The 12671-nt window shown below is 47.9% G+C and carries 15 protein-coding genes and 1 tRNA gene; 5 read left to right on the top strand and 11 right to left on the bottom strand.

Annotation, left to right across the window (positions count from 1 at the left end; genetic code table 11):
- The first annotated feature begins 327 nt into the window (after positions 1-327).
- The 3 genes from ACTWLJ_RS17300 to ACTWLJ_RS17290 all read left to right on the top strand — a co-directional run bounded on the left by ACTWLJ_RS17300 (position 328) and on the right by ACTWLJ_RS17290 (position 3174).
- Complete coding sequence (locus ACTWLJ_RS17300; RefSeq protein WP_445177706.1) at positions 328-1119, top strand: hypothetical protein; 792 nt, start codon at positions 328-330, stop codon at positions 1117-1119.
- Between the two features lie 1085 nt (positions 1120-2204).
- Positions 2205-2420, top strand: a complete 216-nt coding sequence (locus tag ACTWLJ_RS17295; protein ID WP_445181365.1) for a hypothetical protein — start codon at positions 2205-2207, stop codon at positions 2418-2420.
- Positions 2421-2553: 133 nt separating this feature from the next.
- Positions 2554-3174 carry a recombinase family protein gene (locus ACTWLJ_RS17290; protein ID WP_445177705.1) on the top strand — a complete coding sequence of 207 codons (621 nt, stop codon included), beginning with the start codon at positions 2554-2556 and terminating at the stop codon, positions 3172-3174.
- Positions 3175-3565: 391 nt separating this feature from the next.
- On the opposite strand, the gene ACTWLJ_RS17285 is transcribed toward ACTWLJ_RS17290, so the two are convergent.
- From ACTWLJ_RS17285 to ACTWLJ_RS17245, 9 genes are all read right to left on the bottom strand, one after another.
- The gene (locus ACTWLJ_RS17285; RefSeq protein WP_445177704.1) at positions 3566-4552 is read right to left on the bottom strand and encodes a hypothetical protein; all 987 of its coding nucleotides are present in this window, start codon (positions 4550-4552) and stop codon (positions 3566-3568) included.
- 124 nt (positions 4553-4676) lie between these two features.
- A complete protein-coding gene (locus ACTWLJ_RS17280; protein WP_445177703.1) occupies positions 4677-5234 on the bottom strand; it encodes a Mov34/MPN/PAD-1 family protein in 558 nt (185 codons plus the stop codon).
- Between the two features lie 2 nt (positions 5235-5236).
- The gene (locus ACTWLJ_RS17275) at positions 5237-5875 is read right to left on the bottom strand and encodes a ubiquitin-conjugating enzyme E2 (RefSeq protein ID WP_445177702.1); all 639 of its coding nucleotides are present in this window, start codon (positions 5873-5875) and stop codon (positions 5237-5239) included.
- Between the two features lie 6 nt (positions 5876-5881).
- Entirely contained in the window at positions 5882-6133 is a 252-nt protein-coding gene (locus tag ACTWLJ_RS17270) for a hypothetical protein (RefSeq protein WP_445177701.1), read from the bottom strand.
- 2 nt (positions 6134-6135) lie between these two features.
- Positions 6136-7257: a HesA/MoeB/ThiF family protein gene (locus ACTWLJ_RS17265; protein ID WP_445177700.1), complete on the bottom strand. Its 1122-nt coding sequence runs from the start codon at positions 7255-7257 to the stop codon at positions 6136-6138.
- Positions 7254-7499 (bottom strand): J domain-containing protein, encoded by a 246-nt coding sequence (locus ACTWLJ_RS17260; RefSeq protein ID WP_445177699.1) that lies wholly within the window; start codon positions 7497-7499, stop codon positions 7254-7256. The genes ACTWLJ_RS17265 and ACTWLJ_RS17260 overlap by 4 nt, the downstream gene beginning before the upstream one ends.
- Positions 7499-8281 carry a hypothetical protein gene (locus ACTWLJ_RS17255; protein ID WP_445177698.1) on the bottom strand — a complete coding sequence of 261 codons (783 nt, stop codon included), beginning with the start codon at positions 8279-8281 and terminating at the stop codon, positions 7499-7501. Before ACTWLJ_RS17255 ends, ACTWLJ_RS17260 begins: the two co-directional genes overlap by 1 nt.
- A gap of 286 nt (positions 8282-8567) precedes the next feature.
- Positions 8568-8861 carry a hypothetical protein gene (locus ACTWLJ_RS17250; protein WP_445177697.1) on the bottom strand — a complete coding sequence of 98 codons (294 nt, stop codon included), beginning with the start codon at positions 8859-8861 and terminating at the stop codon, positions 8568-8570.
- A gap of 2 nt (positions 8862-8863) precedes the next feature.
- Entirely contained in the window at positions 8864-9118 is a 255-nt protein-coding gene (locus ACTWLJ_RS17245; RefSeq protein WP_445177696.1) for a hypothetical protein, read from the bottom strand.
- A 561-nt stretch (positions 9119-9679) separates the two neighbouring features.
- On the opposite strand from ACTWLJ_RS17245, the gene ACTWLJ_RS17240 reads away from it, so the two are divergent.
- On the top strand, positions 9680-9904 hold the full coding sequence (locus ACTWLJ_RS17240) for a hypothetical protein (RefSeq protein WP_008028259.1): 225 nt from the start codon (positions 9680-9682) through the stop codon (positions 9902-9904).
- 198 nt (positions 9905-10102) lie between these two features.
- Here ACTWLJ_RS17240 and ACTWLJ_RS17235 read toward each other — a convergent pair.
- Positions 10103-10179: transfer RNA gene (locus tag ACTWLJ_RS17235), tRNA-Val, on the bottom strand.
- Between the two features lie 184 nt (positions 10180-10363).
- Here ACTWLJ_RS17235 and ACTWLJ_RS17230 point away from each other — a divergent pair.
- Entirely contained in the window at positions 10364-11647 is a 1284-nt protein-coding gene (locus ACTWLJ_RS17230) for an NAD(P)/FAD-dependent oxidoreductase (protein ID WP_445177695.1), read from the top strand.
- Between the two features lie 52 nt (positions 11648-11699).
- On the opposite strand, the gene ACTWLJ_RS17225 is transcribed toward ACTWLJ_RS17230, so the two are convergent.
- Positions 11700-12671 carry an XdhC family protein gene (locus ACTWLJ_RS17225; RefSeq protein WP_445177694.1) on the bottom strand — a complete coding sequence of 324 codons (972 nt, stop codon included), beginning with the start codon at positions 12669-12671 and terminating at the stop codon, positions 11700-11702.

The raw sequence follows: 12671 nt of genomic DNA, 5'->3' as shown, positions 1-12671 counted from the left end.
TACCAGAAAGTCGTATAACGCGATTACAGGCCGTTTCCCAATGAGAATCCATGCCATGGCTCCGACAACGTAACGAGCGTTGTACGGAGCTTTTGCTCGCCGTCAATTCCTGATGCGGGTGCAGCCCACTTCATTTACAGAACCTATTTCTTTAGAAAACTATTTTTTATTTAGACAAGTCAAAGATGCTTGACGCCATTTTTATAGAATGTTTCCATTAGATGGAGAAGAGAACTGCAAGCGGTTTTAACGTCTTAAATTTACCAAACCAACTGGCAGCTACCGAGAGGAATTGCCTATGAAATGAACTGAAAAAGGAGAACCACAATGAACAATGCGCACAAAGAACAACAAGCCGTCACCCTTCGCAAAGAAGGTATGTCCATTGACTTTATCGTGCAGGCAACTGGACTGACAGACTATAAAGTCAAGATGCTGACCAAAGGAATTGCGAAGGTTAAACCGATCAACACCCCATTCGACAAATCTGTAGAACGCGTGTTCAGCCTGGCTGTAAGACAGCACGGCGTTCGTGACTACGAGCTACGCGACATCCTGCACGAAGAATATGACAGCAAGTGGGATACCAGCACAGGCCGGTACGTTAGCAACTACGACAAAGATACAATTAAGCGTGTGCGGGAGAAGGTACGCATCCGGGCAGCACAAGAGGATTGTAATGTCCTGTTCACACCTGATTGGATTGATGAGGGGGCACCGACTGCTGGACGTGAGTTTCTTGAGGCTGCTGCCAAAGACCTGATGAGCCGGACTGATAGTTATGCGAACCAGTACATGGAACGCCACGCCACACGCTGGACAGAAGACAGTGAAGAAGCTGATCTTGCCCAACGCAAGCAGCATTACGCCGCGAGACGCCACCTGTTGAAGCTGGCCGTCAAAGGTTACGGAATGGAACCGCTGGCCGTATTGCTGGAACGCTCGCTTGTCCTGACTGACTTGCTTGAAGGTGCACCAGACGCCCCCATGACCAGTGGTAAAGGTGACTGGTATGGTGAGACACCCGACTATTACCCTGAGCCATCTAGAAATGACCCGTTCCTTGACCACGTTGAATCTCAAGGCTGGTTGAAAGAGGTTGAGGACAGGTTTGTGTAACTCCCTCAACGAAAATCGCTGGTCCGCGCCCACCATACTATAGAGCCAGCGAAGGACGAGATAGTGGGAGGTTAAAGCGTAAGCTTTGAATAGAATATTATCCGGTAGTTACCGGAGGCAAAGTGTTAGTGAGACAAGAAAGAAGAGAGGGGATAAAACCCCTCAAAACAAAAAGCATGATCTCTAAGGAGAACTATCCTGTCGTAACGACAGAGAATATATTCTGAGTAAACTCAAGAGAAGATCAACAGCGGGTGGACTTCGTTATCCACCTCTATAAAAGCATTCGCCTATCGGCTCACTTGCGCACACTGATTGTATTGGAGATTCACGCATCTCTAGAGTTTACTTCTGACTGACAATCAGAACATGTCAGCAATCTCCTGTGTGTTCTCACACAGAAATAAGTTTGAACAATCATTAGGGAAACAGGATAGTTATCAGAACCAAAATCAGGAGTGACAAGCAGTCACAACAGTCTGATGTTTTTGCGGTATTGCTCCACAACCCTGATTATACCTGAGTCTTCAACCATTCTCGGTTAAGAATACGTTTAACTTCCTCTCCAATATCTTTTCGGCTGAACGCAATATGGTGGAAATTAGAAGAAAACAACCCAACCACCAACCGCTGGAGAACCCCCATCAACAAACCATCACAAACCTTCTGTGATCGCCGCCACACCGTCATTCACCCACGTTGCAACCCCTTCCTAGCCTTTGCCTAATCTTGCCTAAGCTATACCTCATACGCTCTCCCGGATCGTGCTACACGTCTATTGAGGAAAAATCGTATGTACGTGAACAGTTCAACATTTAGCAGGTTAATTTTAATCGGCGTTGTCACCAGTGCTTTGGGTGGATGCTCTACCTCTGTTATCAGTTCAAACCCTAGGAACGTCGTTGTCGAGTCGCAATCATTGAACGCAGCTGAGGCGCAGCGGCTTGCGGACGCTGAATGCCAGAAGCACAACCTATATGCCAAGATGACAATCAAAGGTGACTACTGGGACCGGAACTACACATTTGAATGCGTGGATTGATGAAACCAGCACTCCGGAAATTCCGTCAAAAGGGACGAAAACCATGCCTGACAATAACCACGCCCAAATAGCCACCGCTGATGTTCTGACGCTGTTGCTGCATGACCAGCACGCCTTGGCCGCAGCAATCGAAGAAATCGCCTTGTGGGCAAGGTCGACAGGTTCGCCTGATGCACATGGTAACGTCTTAACCGCGCTCGAAACTCTTGATGCGAACGCGTCAGCCATCACCGCAGGCATCCTTCGAATACGCCAGTAATCGCTATCAAAGAACTCTACTTGTTCGATAGTTCGATAGCTGGTGACAAATCACTATCAAATAACTATTGCAGATAGCTATCTGATAGAATTATCATAGGTCTATCAGATCGGTAGCCAAAGGATAATTAGCGATGAACGCACACCTTTACTTGAGAGCATCAACCAAGGATCAAGACGCCAGTCGTGCGAAAGTTGCATTGGAATCATTCGCTGGTGACAAGGGATTGAGCATCGTTGACGTGTACGCTGAGAACATCAGTGGTACGAAACTCAACCGACCTGAGTTGATGCGACTGTTGAATACTGCCAAGAGTGGTGACGTGCTACTGGTTGAGTCTGTTGACCGTCTGAGTCGTTTGTCACAGGTTGACTGGGATACGCTCAAGACAACGATCAAGATTAAAGGGTTGCGTCTGGTGATCGCTGACTTACCAACCAGTCACAAGATGATCGAAGACAAAGGTATCACCGGTCAGATCATGGATGTGATCAACAACATGCTCATCGAACTGATGGCAACCATGGCTCGTCTGGATCAGGAAAAGAGAGTGGAACGAATCAATCAAGGTTTAGCAAACAAGCGTGCCGCTAATCCTGAGTGGAAGCCAGCAGGTAAAGGGAAGAATGTCGCGTTGCGGGAACAGGTACAGGCGCTAATGACAAAGCATCCCAAAGCATCAGCAGAGGAAGTCGCCAAGATGGCTGAGTGCGGTGTTGCAACTGTTTACAGAATCAAACGCGAACTCTCCTGATCCTCATAGAGCAACGACAATAGCTGAGCACGCGCATGACACGGACTTTCAGGTAAACCCAGCATACACGACCCTGCGCACGCTCACAGCTATTCACTTCACGCCACACCCACTCTCGGATTTGATAAATCTTAGGTGCTCACCACCGTATATGGCAGGTGTGGTCGAGTACTGTTCCCCAGTATCCATCGGAATCAGCACCACTCGTGAACAATCGAAGTTCAGATCGCCGACTCTGATTTTCAGGGGGTTGAGTGGTGGTGTAGTTCACGTGTCCAACGCGTACAAGCCAGAGCAGCCAAGTGGGTGGAGTAAGATCACTGATGCAGAAGCATCCAACCTAGCCTGCGGAAACGAGCCGCTAAGCTAGCTGACTGTGCAGTCGCCACATTCATAAAGTTCGACTTACAAAATAGTGCCGATTCCTATCTCGCTCGTAATACTCTGAACTTATAAAACCTTTACTGCTGCAGGTACTTTCAGCATAAAAGTGATCCAGAGAGTCAACTTTAACAACGAAAGAATCAAGAGCAGAATCAAACCTCGGAGTTCCTAACGCATAAATAAACAGTGGCGCTTCCGGGTTTATCTCTAGCAACCTAGAGGGAGCTAATAACCTCCCAATTAAATCTCGATAGTAATTTGACGTACTTGCACCTATAGCCGTAATAGTACTCTCCGCAAGCTTTACCTGCACATCATACATTCGTTCATTGATAGAGAACGGCCTTCCAAATTTGAATGTAATAAACTCGTCTTCTGATTCTATCTGAATCGCTAGGCCGCAATATATATACCTACGATACATATCAGGATTGTTTTTATCAACTGGTACAATTAGACTTCGAACTACGTCGCTGTGCCCATCAATTGAAACCCGTCTACGCCCATCTCGTGACATCCCAAGCAAGCTATCTATGGAGTAGCACTTAGGATTAGCAGCCCCCAAACGAGACAAAGATTGGCCAGCAGGTATATATTTAAATTTCTTAGTGATATTCAGCTCATCTACTAACCAAGGAGCAGGGACTTTAAAAAAACCACTCCGGCGAGTTAACATAAACATAATTTCAGGCATTTCTTCTATAGGATGCCTTTCTTCTTTTAGTTTATTCGTCATTATGGGCTTGGGATTTTTATCCTCGACCTCATAGACACATTCCGAAGCGTGTTTACCCCCAGAGCTATCAGCAGTCCTAAAATATGGACTCACACTATACTTAACTTTTCCAAGGTTAATACAAACATAACTAGCCCTACACTTTGGATCAAGACACGCAAAATCATGTTTACTAGAAATACTTCCGTGCCGAAAAAGCTCGATAGCTTCACCAACACCCACATCCCTTTTCAAGCTTACACAATATGCACGATCCATCAAAATCACCAAAGACCAAATTCTTCTCAATCAACTGTGCCAGCAAGATAACTCTGGCTCTAAACCATCATTCTCAATGAAACTCTCGAAATCAAGCTTCGACTACGAAATTTATGAAAAATGGTTATTTATCTATTCGCGAAAGTATGTTACATGGCGAAATTTCGATCGAATCCGCTCCAGAAAACCAAAGTTCCTCATGTCTTATTGGATCAATCACCAACCCAACACTATATTTTTGATTAAAAAAATCGCGTTGGGTTTTTCTGTCAGTGCCACTGAAAAACGCCCCTAAATTTGGATGACTATGATACCAGCCGACCACGAAGCTACTTGAACTTTTGGCAGCATTCGCGCGCTGCCAAACAGTGGAACCCATGTTTAGCGAAACAGATGTAGAATCAAACTCCAAGCTTTCTATTGAATCCTCAATATTGACAATAGCAACTCCAGACTCAAAATCATTTGAGCTAACAACACTCCCGAGCAACAGCCCACCCAGCTCGACGCTAGCAGAGTTCAAATGCTTTAGTATCTTACTGCGAGTATCATCAGAGATCGTAACTATCGGAAAGTGTTTGGATGCACTAATCAGCCTAATCAGGTCAAAACAGGTCCACCCAAGCGCAACCTGTTTGAGTTGAACGGCAGATATATCTGACTTTACATTGCTCCATTTCATGATTAGGTTTCTATATAAAATTTAGAATTGCATTTAGGGCACGTAAGATTGCCTTTTTTCCCTTTTGGCACACGAAGAGAACCGTGACATGAAGGGCATGAGACTAGAGCCTTTTCTTCAGAACCAACACTTACGTTACTCCAACCAATCTTGCTACTTGCTTGCTCTTTAATAATTAATTTATCTGTCGGAAAAGCATCAGGACTAGCTTTAATAGCTGATCTGTACCAGAGCAGTGCATCCCGATTCGCTGGCGATGCTTCATTCAAAATATTACTTTCAAAAGTTATTATTTGAATGATTCGCTTTACCAGTAAATCAAGCCCTTGAGTTGGAAGCCATTTAGCCCCCAAACAAACTCTGCCTGAACTGTATACATTAGGGTGATATATAGGTGTCGTGATAGTTGCCAACGGCTCCTGAAAAGGATAGCGGCTAAGAAGTTCTATCTTCACCAAAGTCTTGTTCTGCACTTGACTTGGATACTTTGATGATGGGGCAGTCGGAAAGTCCAGCTCAAGATTTATTACATTAATTGGGTTTCCGGTTGTATCTTTAATGGAAACTCGACCAGCAACCGCCTTGGATAATTCTTCAATTTTACGAAGGTCTTGTAACACTCGTTCGGCGAACGCGCTCATGATAAATTACCCCGCGACCAAAACTGGTTGAACCTCAAGAATATCGCCGCTTTTTATGCCGCTATCCTCAAGGCGAGAGTTTGGTGTTAGAGTTTTACCAGACGTTGTATTAACCAAGCTGTAGTCTGTGTCTGTAGGAAGCGTCCAATTATCAACAGAGGCTTGAATTATATCTGCACCTGTATTGCTACTATCCAACGTAACCTCGGCTTTTCTCGTTTGATCCGCAGTTCTGATAATCACATTTATATCCGACATTTTTATCTCTCCATCTCTATAATAAATATTTGATTGCTGGCACTAATGGTAATATATTTACACGGAAACTCTCTACCTTGAAAAACCTTCTCAAGGTCTGATAGCGAGACCGAGTCTCTAATCACAACCTCTACAGATTCCTGTCCACATTGTTCGCAAGTATTAATGGAAGTATTGTACTTAGACGCCCTATCAAAAATAATAGTCGCAGACTCCAATGAAGGATTGCAACTAGTGCACCGAGTGGATAATAAAATCGGATCACTGGTAATGACATAATCATCGGAGCATCCGGAAGGTAAGTTAAAAACACCTTGAATTAATGCCCCTCCTTTCAGTATCGAGACATTCCCACTCAGAGACGAGCATCCCGGGCAGGTGCAACTTGTCTCGATGGTACTAATCGTAGATTTTCCAGAAAACGAGTCAATTAATATTCTTTTTGATGCCGCTACTGGTACTTCCTTCAGCATCTCAAGCGCATTCGAAGCGGCAAGTGCCCCAGTAAGGCTTGATGTAATAATTGTAGTTGGGATTTTTTTTTCGATAAATGATATTTTTTTTAACCAGCCGCATGAGTACCGCTGCTGCATACGCTCGTAGGCACTGTTGGGAAGATTACATTCATAACAGGCGATGTAATCAGATGATTTGAACGGAAACACCTCAACCTGACAGAACCTGCTATCAATGCCAGTATTTATAAGGTTAGTTTTTGTGATCAAGCAAAGCTGATTCAGCCTAATACGAGCTTCGAAATTATCAACACAACAAATAATACAGCTATAAGATGCGGTTCTATCTAGCGACATCTCTTCCCAGAAGTCACCAACAAAAGCGTTCACAATAACATTGGGATCGAGCTCTTTTATTCTTTCAGCTGCTACTTCCGCTTTAAATCCCCCGACGTCCTTCTCTCTAAACAACACACTTCGCGTTAGATTATGAATCTCTATAGAGTCAAAATCGTATAAATCAATATGTCCAACCCCTAGTAACGCCAGATTTTTTGCCACCTCATTTCCAACCGCACCACAACCAACAATAGCAAATTTTGATGCTTTTACAGACTCCTGAGAAAACCAGTCAATCAAAGAATGGCGCTGATAGCGATCACTATTCATGACGCATGTTCCTGTTTGATTTTTTCTAACGCCTGATTGAGAAGCTTAATTACTTCAGTGGCATGGTTCTCCATAAAGTTATCGGCCCTGTCTGGATGGTACAATTTGACCTTTTTTCGATAAGCTTTTTTAACCTCATCCATAGTCGCCCCAACCTCAATCCCAAGACGTTCGTGAGGAGTTTGCCTCTTAATTATATCAAGCTGATCCTTGTACCCGGTATCGAGGTTGGTCCACTTCATTATTCAACACTCAGTATCATTGATTTTTCAGACACTATAATTTCATAGCCGAATTTCGGGTGCTTGATAATTAGCCCTCGAACTCGAATCATCTTCCCTTGTAAGCTATTGACATAACTATTGCCACCAACCTTCCTTACAGCGCCACGGAAAAATACCAACTTAAATCCACTAACCCATGATTTTTTCTCAAACATGACTGCAAAGTCATTTCCGCGACTACTTTCCTTTACCTCATATACTCGACCTTCGAAGGTGACAACTGATCCTACATGGTTCTGGTAGTTACTTAACGTTACAACACTAGGAGCGTAATCTTTTCCGCTAGCTGCACCAGCACCAGCACCGACCGAAATAATTTTTATAGATTGACAGGATACGCATTTAGAATCATTTACTTCGACAAGAACTTGAAGGCTTTCGGAATGATAATAAACCTTGCATGATTGGCACTGATGCAGACCAAGCGCACTATTTAAAGGCGCGCCAGTAAAAGCATCGTGCAAGCCGGTTAAATTCGCAATAAAACTTAGAGAGCTGCTGCCACTGGTTGATACTGAAGATGACTCATTAAACTTTATCGTAGACTTAGTTGTAGCGCGCGCGGAAGGTCTAAATACTTCTGGATTTGAATGCTTAGCCGCAGGTGCTACAGGACGAGCAGGTGTGGCTGGCCTGACGCTGCTCTGCCGCTGCTGAATCTTCTTGCGACTTGCAGATTGCCACTTATTGTATAAGGTTGCTATCAACCAAATACCTACAATCACCATTAAAATACCCATTGCAATCCTTTTCTTGAAACAAATCCAAAACCACAACAAAAAAAACACAATCAAATAATTTGCTTCAACTACTTAAACTTGTTTGCCGTCTTTAGATTGGCAAGTCCGTGCTTTCTGCTATTTTCTGACTTTTTAAATCTAACCTAAAGGCGAATAGCCTGTCCAGCAATCCAAACCCAATCAAATGTAGTACTGCATCCGATGTCCGCCTAGCTCTAAAATATCGATCTACCTAGCATAAAAAACCCTGCTTCCGCAGGGCTTCCTGTTGCTTGGCAATATTAGATCAACCACCCAGAAGGGTGGTTGGTTTCCTCCACTCAGTAGGCGCTTCATCTGCAAGTGAAACCAAAGCTTCATACCTTGCAATGCCCGCAATTCTTGCTGCTTTGTCGATGCTGTCACGTGCATCTTTGAGGGCGGACGCTTTAGTCCAGCCATTCACGTATTGCGCAGTCCACAAGGTCGTCAGCTTGTGCTTGAAGAACTTCTCCTTTTTCAGCTCTTCGTTGAAATTGGTGCGGGCAGACGAGGTGACTCCTCCATCCAAATCAACGGTTGCTACTACGAAGAAAGGCATGCTTATACCCCCCGCGCTTGGTTGGATTGGGAGACAACCGACGCTGCTAGGGCTTTCGTTTCTGCACTGTATTTGTCGCTCTGGAGAACCTTCCCAGCGACCGCTTCCATTTCGGCACTCGTCTGCTTTGTGGAGTGGGTTTGTGCCAACGCGGAGGCCGCGAGGCGCCTAGCAATCGCCGACGAGTTTGAATTGCTGAGGGTTTCAGAGGCCAGCTTTGCGACCTTCGTTGAGGTCTGCTTGGTGTTCTTTGACATTGGTAATACTCCAACACGAGGTTTATGTATCAGCTCTAGAGGAGTACCACCCAGCAGAGAACCGTTGACGATCCCGTCAATGTTTGGCTCAATGCATTCCCCCTAGGGCTAACGTAATCGCTACTGTTTAGCTTTAGTTGGTGCGGATGGTTGTGTTCTAAGTTGTGGAGACCGAAGCACGACCATTCGCAGACTTTTCTAAGTACCTCGTTCGAGGTCAGCAGCTAACGGCAAACCCCTACATGTAGGGTTTTTTCGCCGCCGACATACAAGATAATGCGTTTCACAGGGTGTTGCAACGTACTACCTGTGGATAAACCTGTGCGTAAATTGTGTGTGAAAGATGGAACGAGCGTGTAGGCCGCGACCTAGCTGGAACGGACCGTTTTTCACTGATTTTCAGCGGATTGAAAACAGTCATTCGGATTTTTAAGGGCGCGAACCCTATCTCAAAATTCCGCTGTATATAGCTGCGAGCCAAGACCTTTCAGAACCACCGTTTACCGCTCAACCTGATGATGGCAAAGTGACCCAACTCTAACCACGCAGGAAGCAAAGACAATGAAAGACATCGTGATTACCGTAGTGAATTTCTTCGCTTGGGCAGGAATCATCGTTGCAACGGTTGTGGGGTATTTCGCGATGAAGGGCAACTACGAGTACATCGGCGCCCTGATTGGCTTCGCCGTAGGCTGCCTAGGTTCTGGAGTGTGGTTCGTTCTCTCAGCAATCCACCAGAATATCCAGACCATTCGAGATATTGCTATCAAGCAGTCGCAAGGCTGATCACAACTTTCAACACCCACCCCACCACCGCCAACCCAACTCAGAATCCCATCCGAAAATGAACTGATATCGGCGTTCACATTGCCCAGTGTGAACGAACCCGATATTTTGTGAACGTTCTGAAGAAATCGCAGACAACAAAAAAGGGCCCACCTTTCGGTGAGCCCTTCTAGACCGCCCAGCAGAGCGGATTTTGTTTGGTAGGCGCGATTGGACTCGAACCAACGACCCCCACCATGTCAAGGTGGTGCTCTAACCAACTGAGCTACGTGCCTGCTGTGAGGCGGCATTCTACGGAATTCCGGAGGGGTGTCAACACCTTTTTTTCACCTAACCCTATGAATATGCAAAATATTTAATTTCGGGTCGGCGGAGAAGATTTTTCCGGTGGCTGGCGGAGGTTTTTCAACTGGGGTAGGATCGGCGCACTCGTAAAATATATTAAACAGAGGCTGCAGGATGGCGAACACCCCTTACCCAGAGTCTTATTACGCTGCGTCGGCCAATGCCGTACCGCCACGTCCGGCCTTGCAGGATGATGTGGAGACGGACGTCTGCGTGATCGGTGCCGGGTATACCGGGTTGTCGTCTGCACTGTTTCTGCTGGAGAACGGTTTTCGTGTCACCGTGCTGGAAGCGGCCAAGGTCGGTTTCGGCGCTTCCGGGCGCAACGGTGGCCAGATTGTTAACAGCTATAGCCGCGACATCGATGTCATCGAGCGCAGCGTCGGGCCGAAGCAGGCGCAGTTGCTCGGGCAGATGGCGTTCGAAGGTGGCCGGATCATTCGTGAGCGGGTTGCCAGGTACAACATCCAGTGCGACCTGAAGGACGGCGGCGTGTTCGCTGCGGTTTCGGCTAAACAGATGGGCCATCTGGAATCGCAAAAGCGTTTGTGGGAGCGCTTCGGCCACACCCAACTGGAGCTGATGGATCAAAGCCGCATCCGCGAAGTCGTCGCTTGCGATCAGTATGTCGGCGGCATGCTCGACATGAGCGGCGGGCATATCCATCCGCTGAACCTCGCCCTTGGTGAAGCCGCTGCGGTGGAATCTCTCGGTGGCACCATTTATGAGCAATCGCCAGCGGTGCGCATCGAGCGCGGCGCCAACCCGGTGGTGCATACGCCGCAGGGCAAGGTCAGGGCAAAATTCATTATCGTTGCCGGCAACGCCTACCTCGGCAATCTGGTGCCGGAACTAGCAGCCAAATCGATGCCATGCGGCACGCAGGTGATTACCACAGCACCTTTGGGCGATGAACTGGCGAAGACTCTATTGCCACAAGACTACTGCGTCGAGGACTGCAACTATCTGCTCGATTACTACCGCCTGACGGGCGACAAGCGCCTGATCTTCGGCGGTGGCGTGGTGTATGGCGCACGCGATCCGGCAAACATCGAAGCGATCATTCGCCCGAAAATGCTCAAGGCATTCCCGCAACTCAAGGATGTGAAGATTGATTACGCCTGGACCGGAAATTTCCTGCTGACGCTGTCGCGTTTGCCGCAGGTTGGACGACTGGGCGACAACATCTATTACTCTCAGGGTTGCAGCGGCCATGGCGTGACGTACACGCATCTGGCCGGCAAGGTATTGGCCGAGGCGTTGCGTGGGCAGGCTGAGCGTTTTGATGCGTTTGCTGACTTGCCGCACTATCCGTTCCCGGGCGGGCAATTGTTGCGCACGCCGTTTGCGGCGCTGGGGGCTTGGTATTACGGGTTGCGGGACAAGTTTGGGGTTTGAACAATACCTGTGATGAGGGGATTTATCCCCCCACCACAAGAATTGATGTAAATCAGAGCTGATCGCGAGGAATACCGCTACGAATCCGCAGGATATCGGCCAATACCGCCAAAGCAATTTCCGCCGGAGTCTTGCTGCCAAGGTTCAGACCGATTGGCGCATGAATCCGCGCCAGATCACCCTCCCCCAAACCACCAATCCTGCGTAAACGCTCAAAGCGCTTATGCGAAGTCTGCTGCGAGCCCATGACACCGATGTAAAACGCCTCGGTCCGCACGGCTTCCATCATCGCCAGATCGTCGATACGCGGATCGTGCGTCAGCGCCACCACTGCGGTATCGCGATGGCAACCGCCGTCAGCGATGAACACCGACGGCAATTGCCGACGAATCTCCACGCCATCCAGCACCACGCCTTCCAGCACTTCATCACGGGGATCGCAAAGAATCACTTCGAAGCCCAGACCGACCGCAAACTCGGCGCAAGCCTGAGCCACGCTTGAGTAGCCCGCCAGCAACAAACGCTGTGCCGCACCGACGCGAATCCGCACCCGATCAATTTCACGCTCGATCCGCGCACCCTGTTCGCGATCAGCAAACAGACTGCGCGCACCGCTGGCCAGATCGACCTCACGAATCAAGCGGCGCTGGCCGAGCAACGCCGATTCCAGCTCGCGCAGATGCGCTTGCACATCGCAATCGGCGTCAAGTTTCTCAACCAGTACGTCGAGGATGCCGCCACACGGCAGGCTGACCCGCGAACGTGGATCGTCACCTTCGCCGTAACGCACCACGTTGACCGCATCGAGAAACGCGCCCTCGGCGACACGCTCGAGAAAGTCCTCCTCGACGCAACCGCCGGACAGCGACCCGATCCACTGACCGCCGTCGTTCACTGCCAGCAGCGAACCCGGCGCGCGCGGCGCCGAGCCGTACGTCGTCAGCACGGTGCAGAGCCAGATGCGCTGCCCCACCGCTGACCACTCAAGCGCCCGTCGTACCACTTGCAGATCGAGATGCTGCAT

This window comes from Pseudomonas sp. McL0111 (assembly GCF_052567255.1).
Note: the sequence above shows the minus strand (reverse complement) of the source record. Positions and strands in the feature narration are given on the sequence as shown.

What these genes read in the sequence shown, in the direction of transcription:
- ACTWLJ_RS17300 (WP_445177706.1), top strand. Translation starts at nt 328, where the DNA reads ATGAACAATGCGCACAAAGAACAACAAGCCGTCACCCTTCGCAAAGAA.
- ACTWLJ_RS17295 (WP_445181365.1), top strand. Translation starts at nt 2,205, where the DNA reads ATGCCTGACAATAACCACGCCCAAATAGCCACCGCTGATGTTCTGACG.
- ACTWLJ_RS17290 (WP_445177705.1), top strand. Translation starts at nt 2,554, where the DNA reads ATGAACGCACACCTTTACTTGAGAGCATCAACCAAGGATCAAGACGCC.
- ACTWLJ_RS17285 (WP_445177704.1), bottom strand. Translation starts at nt 4,552, where the DNA reads ATGGATCGTGCATATTGTGTAAGCTTGAAAAGGGATGTGGGTGTTGGT.
- ACTWLJ_RS17280 (WP_445177703.1), bottom strand. Translation starts at nt 5,234, where the DNA reads ATGAAATGGAGCAATGTAAAGTCAGATATATCTGCCGTTCAACTCAAA.
- ACTWLJ_RS17275 (WP_445177702.1), bottom strand. Translation starts at nt 5,875, where the DNA reads ATGAGCGCGTTCGCCGAACGAGTGTTACAAGACCTTCGTAAAATTGAA.
- ACTWLJ_RS17270 (WP_445177701.1), bottom strand. Translation starts at nt 6,133, where the DNA reads ATGTCGGATATAAATGTGATTATCAGAACTGCGGATCAAACGAGAAAA.
- ACTWLJ_RS17265 (WP_445177700.1), bottom strand. Translation starts at nt 7,257, where the DNA reads ATGAATAGTGATCGCTATCAGCGCCATTCTTTGATTGACTGGTTTTCT.
- ACTWLJ_RS17260 (WP_445177699.1), bottom strand. Translation starts at nt 7,499, where the DNA reads ATGAAGTGGACCAACCTCGATACCGGGTACAAGGATCAGCTTGATATA.
- ACTWLJ_RS17255 (WP_445177698.1), bottom strand. Translation starts at nt 8,281, where the DNA reads ATGGGTATTTTAATGGTGATTGTAGGTATTTGGTTGATAGCAACCTTA.
- ACTWLJ_RS17250 (WP_445177697.1), bottom strand. Translation starts at nt 8,861, where the DNA reads ATGCCTTTCTTCGTAGTAGCAACCGTTGATTTGGATGGAGGAGTCACC.
- ACTWLJ_RS17245 (WP_445177696.1), bottom strand. Translation starts at nt 9,118, where the DNA reads ATGTCAAAGAACACCAAGCAGACCTCAACGAAGGTCGCAAAGCTGGCC.
- ACTWLJ_RS17240 (WP_008028259.1), top strand. Translation starts at nt 9,680, where the DNA reads ATGAAAGACATCGTGATTACCGTAGTGAATTTCTTCGCTTGGGCAGGA.
- ACTWLJ_RS17230 (WP_445177695.1), top strand. Translation starts at nt 10,364, where the DNA reads ATGGCGAACACCCCTTACCCAGAGTCTTATTACGCTGCGTCGGCCAAT.
- ACTWLJ_RS17225 (WP_445177694.1), bottom strand. Translation starts at nt 12,671, where the DNA reads ATGCAGCATCTCGATCTGCAAGTGGTACGACGGGCGCTTGAGTGGTCA.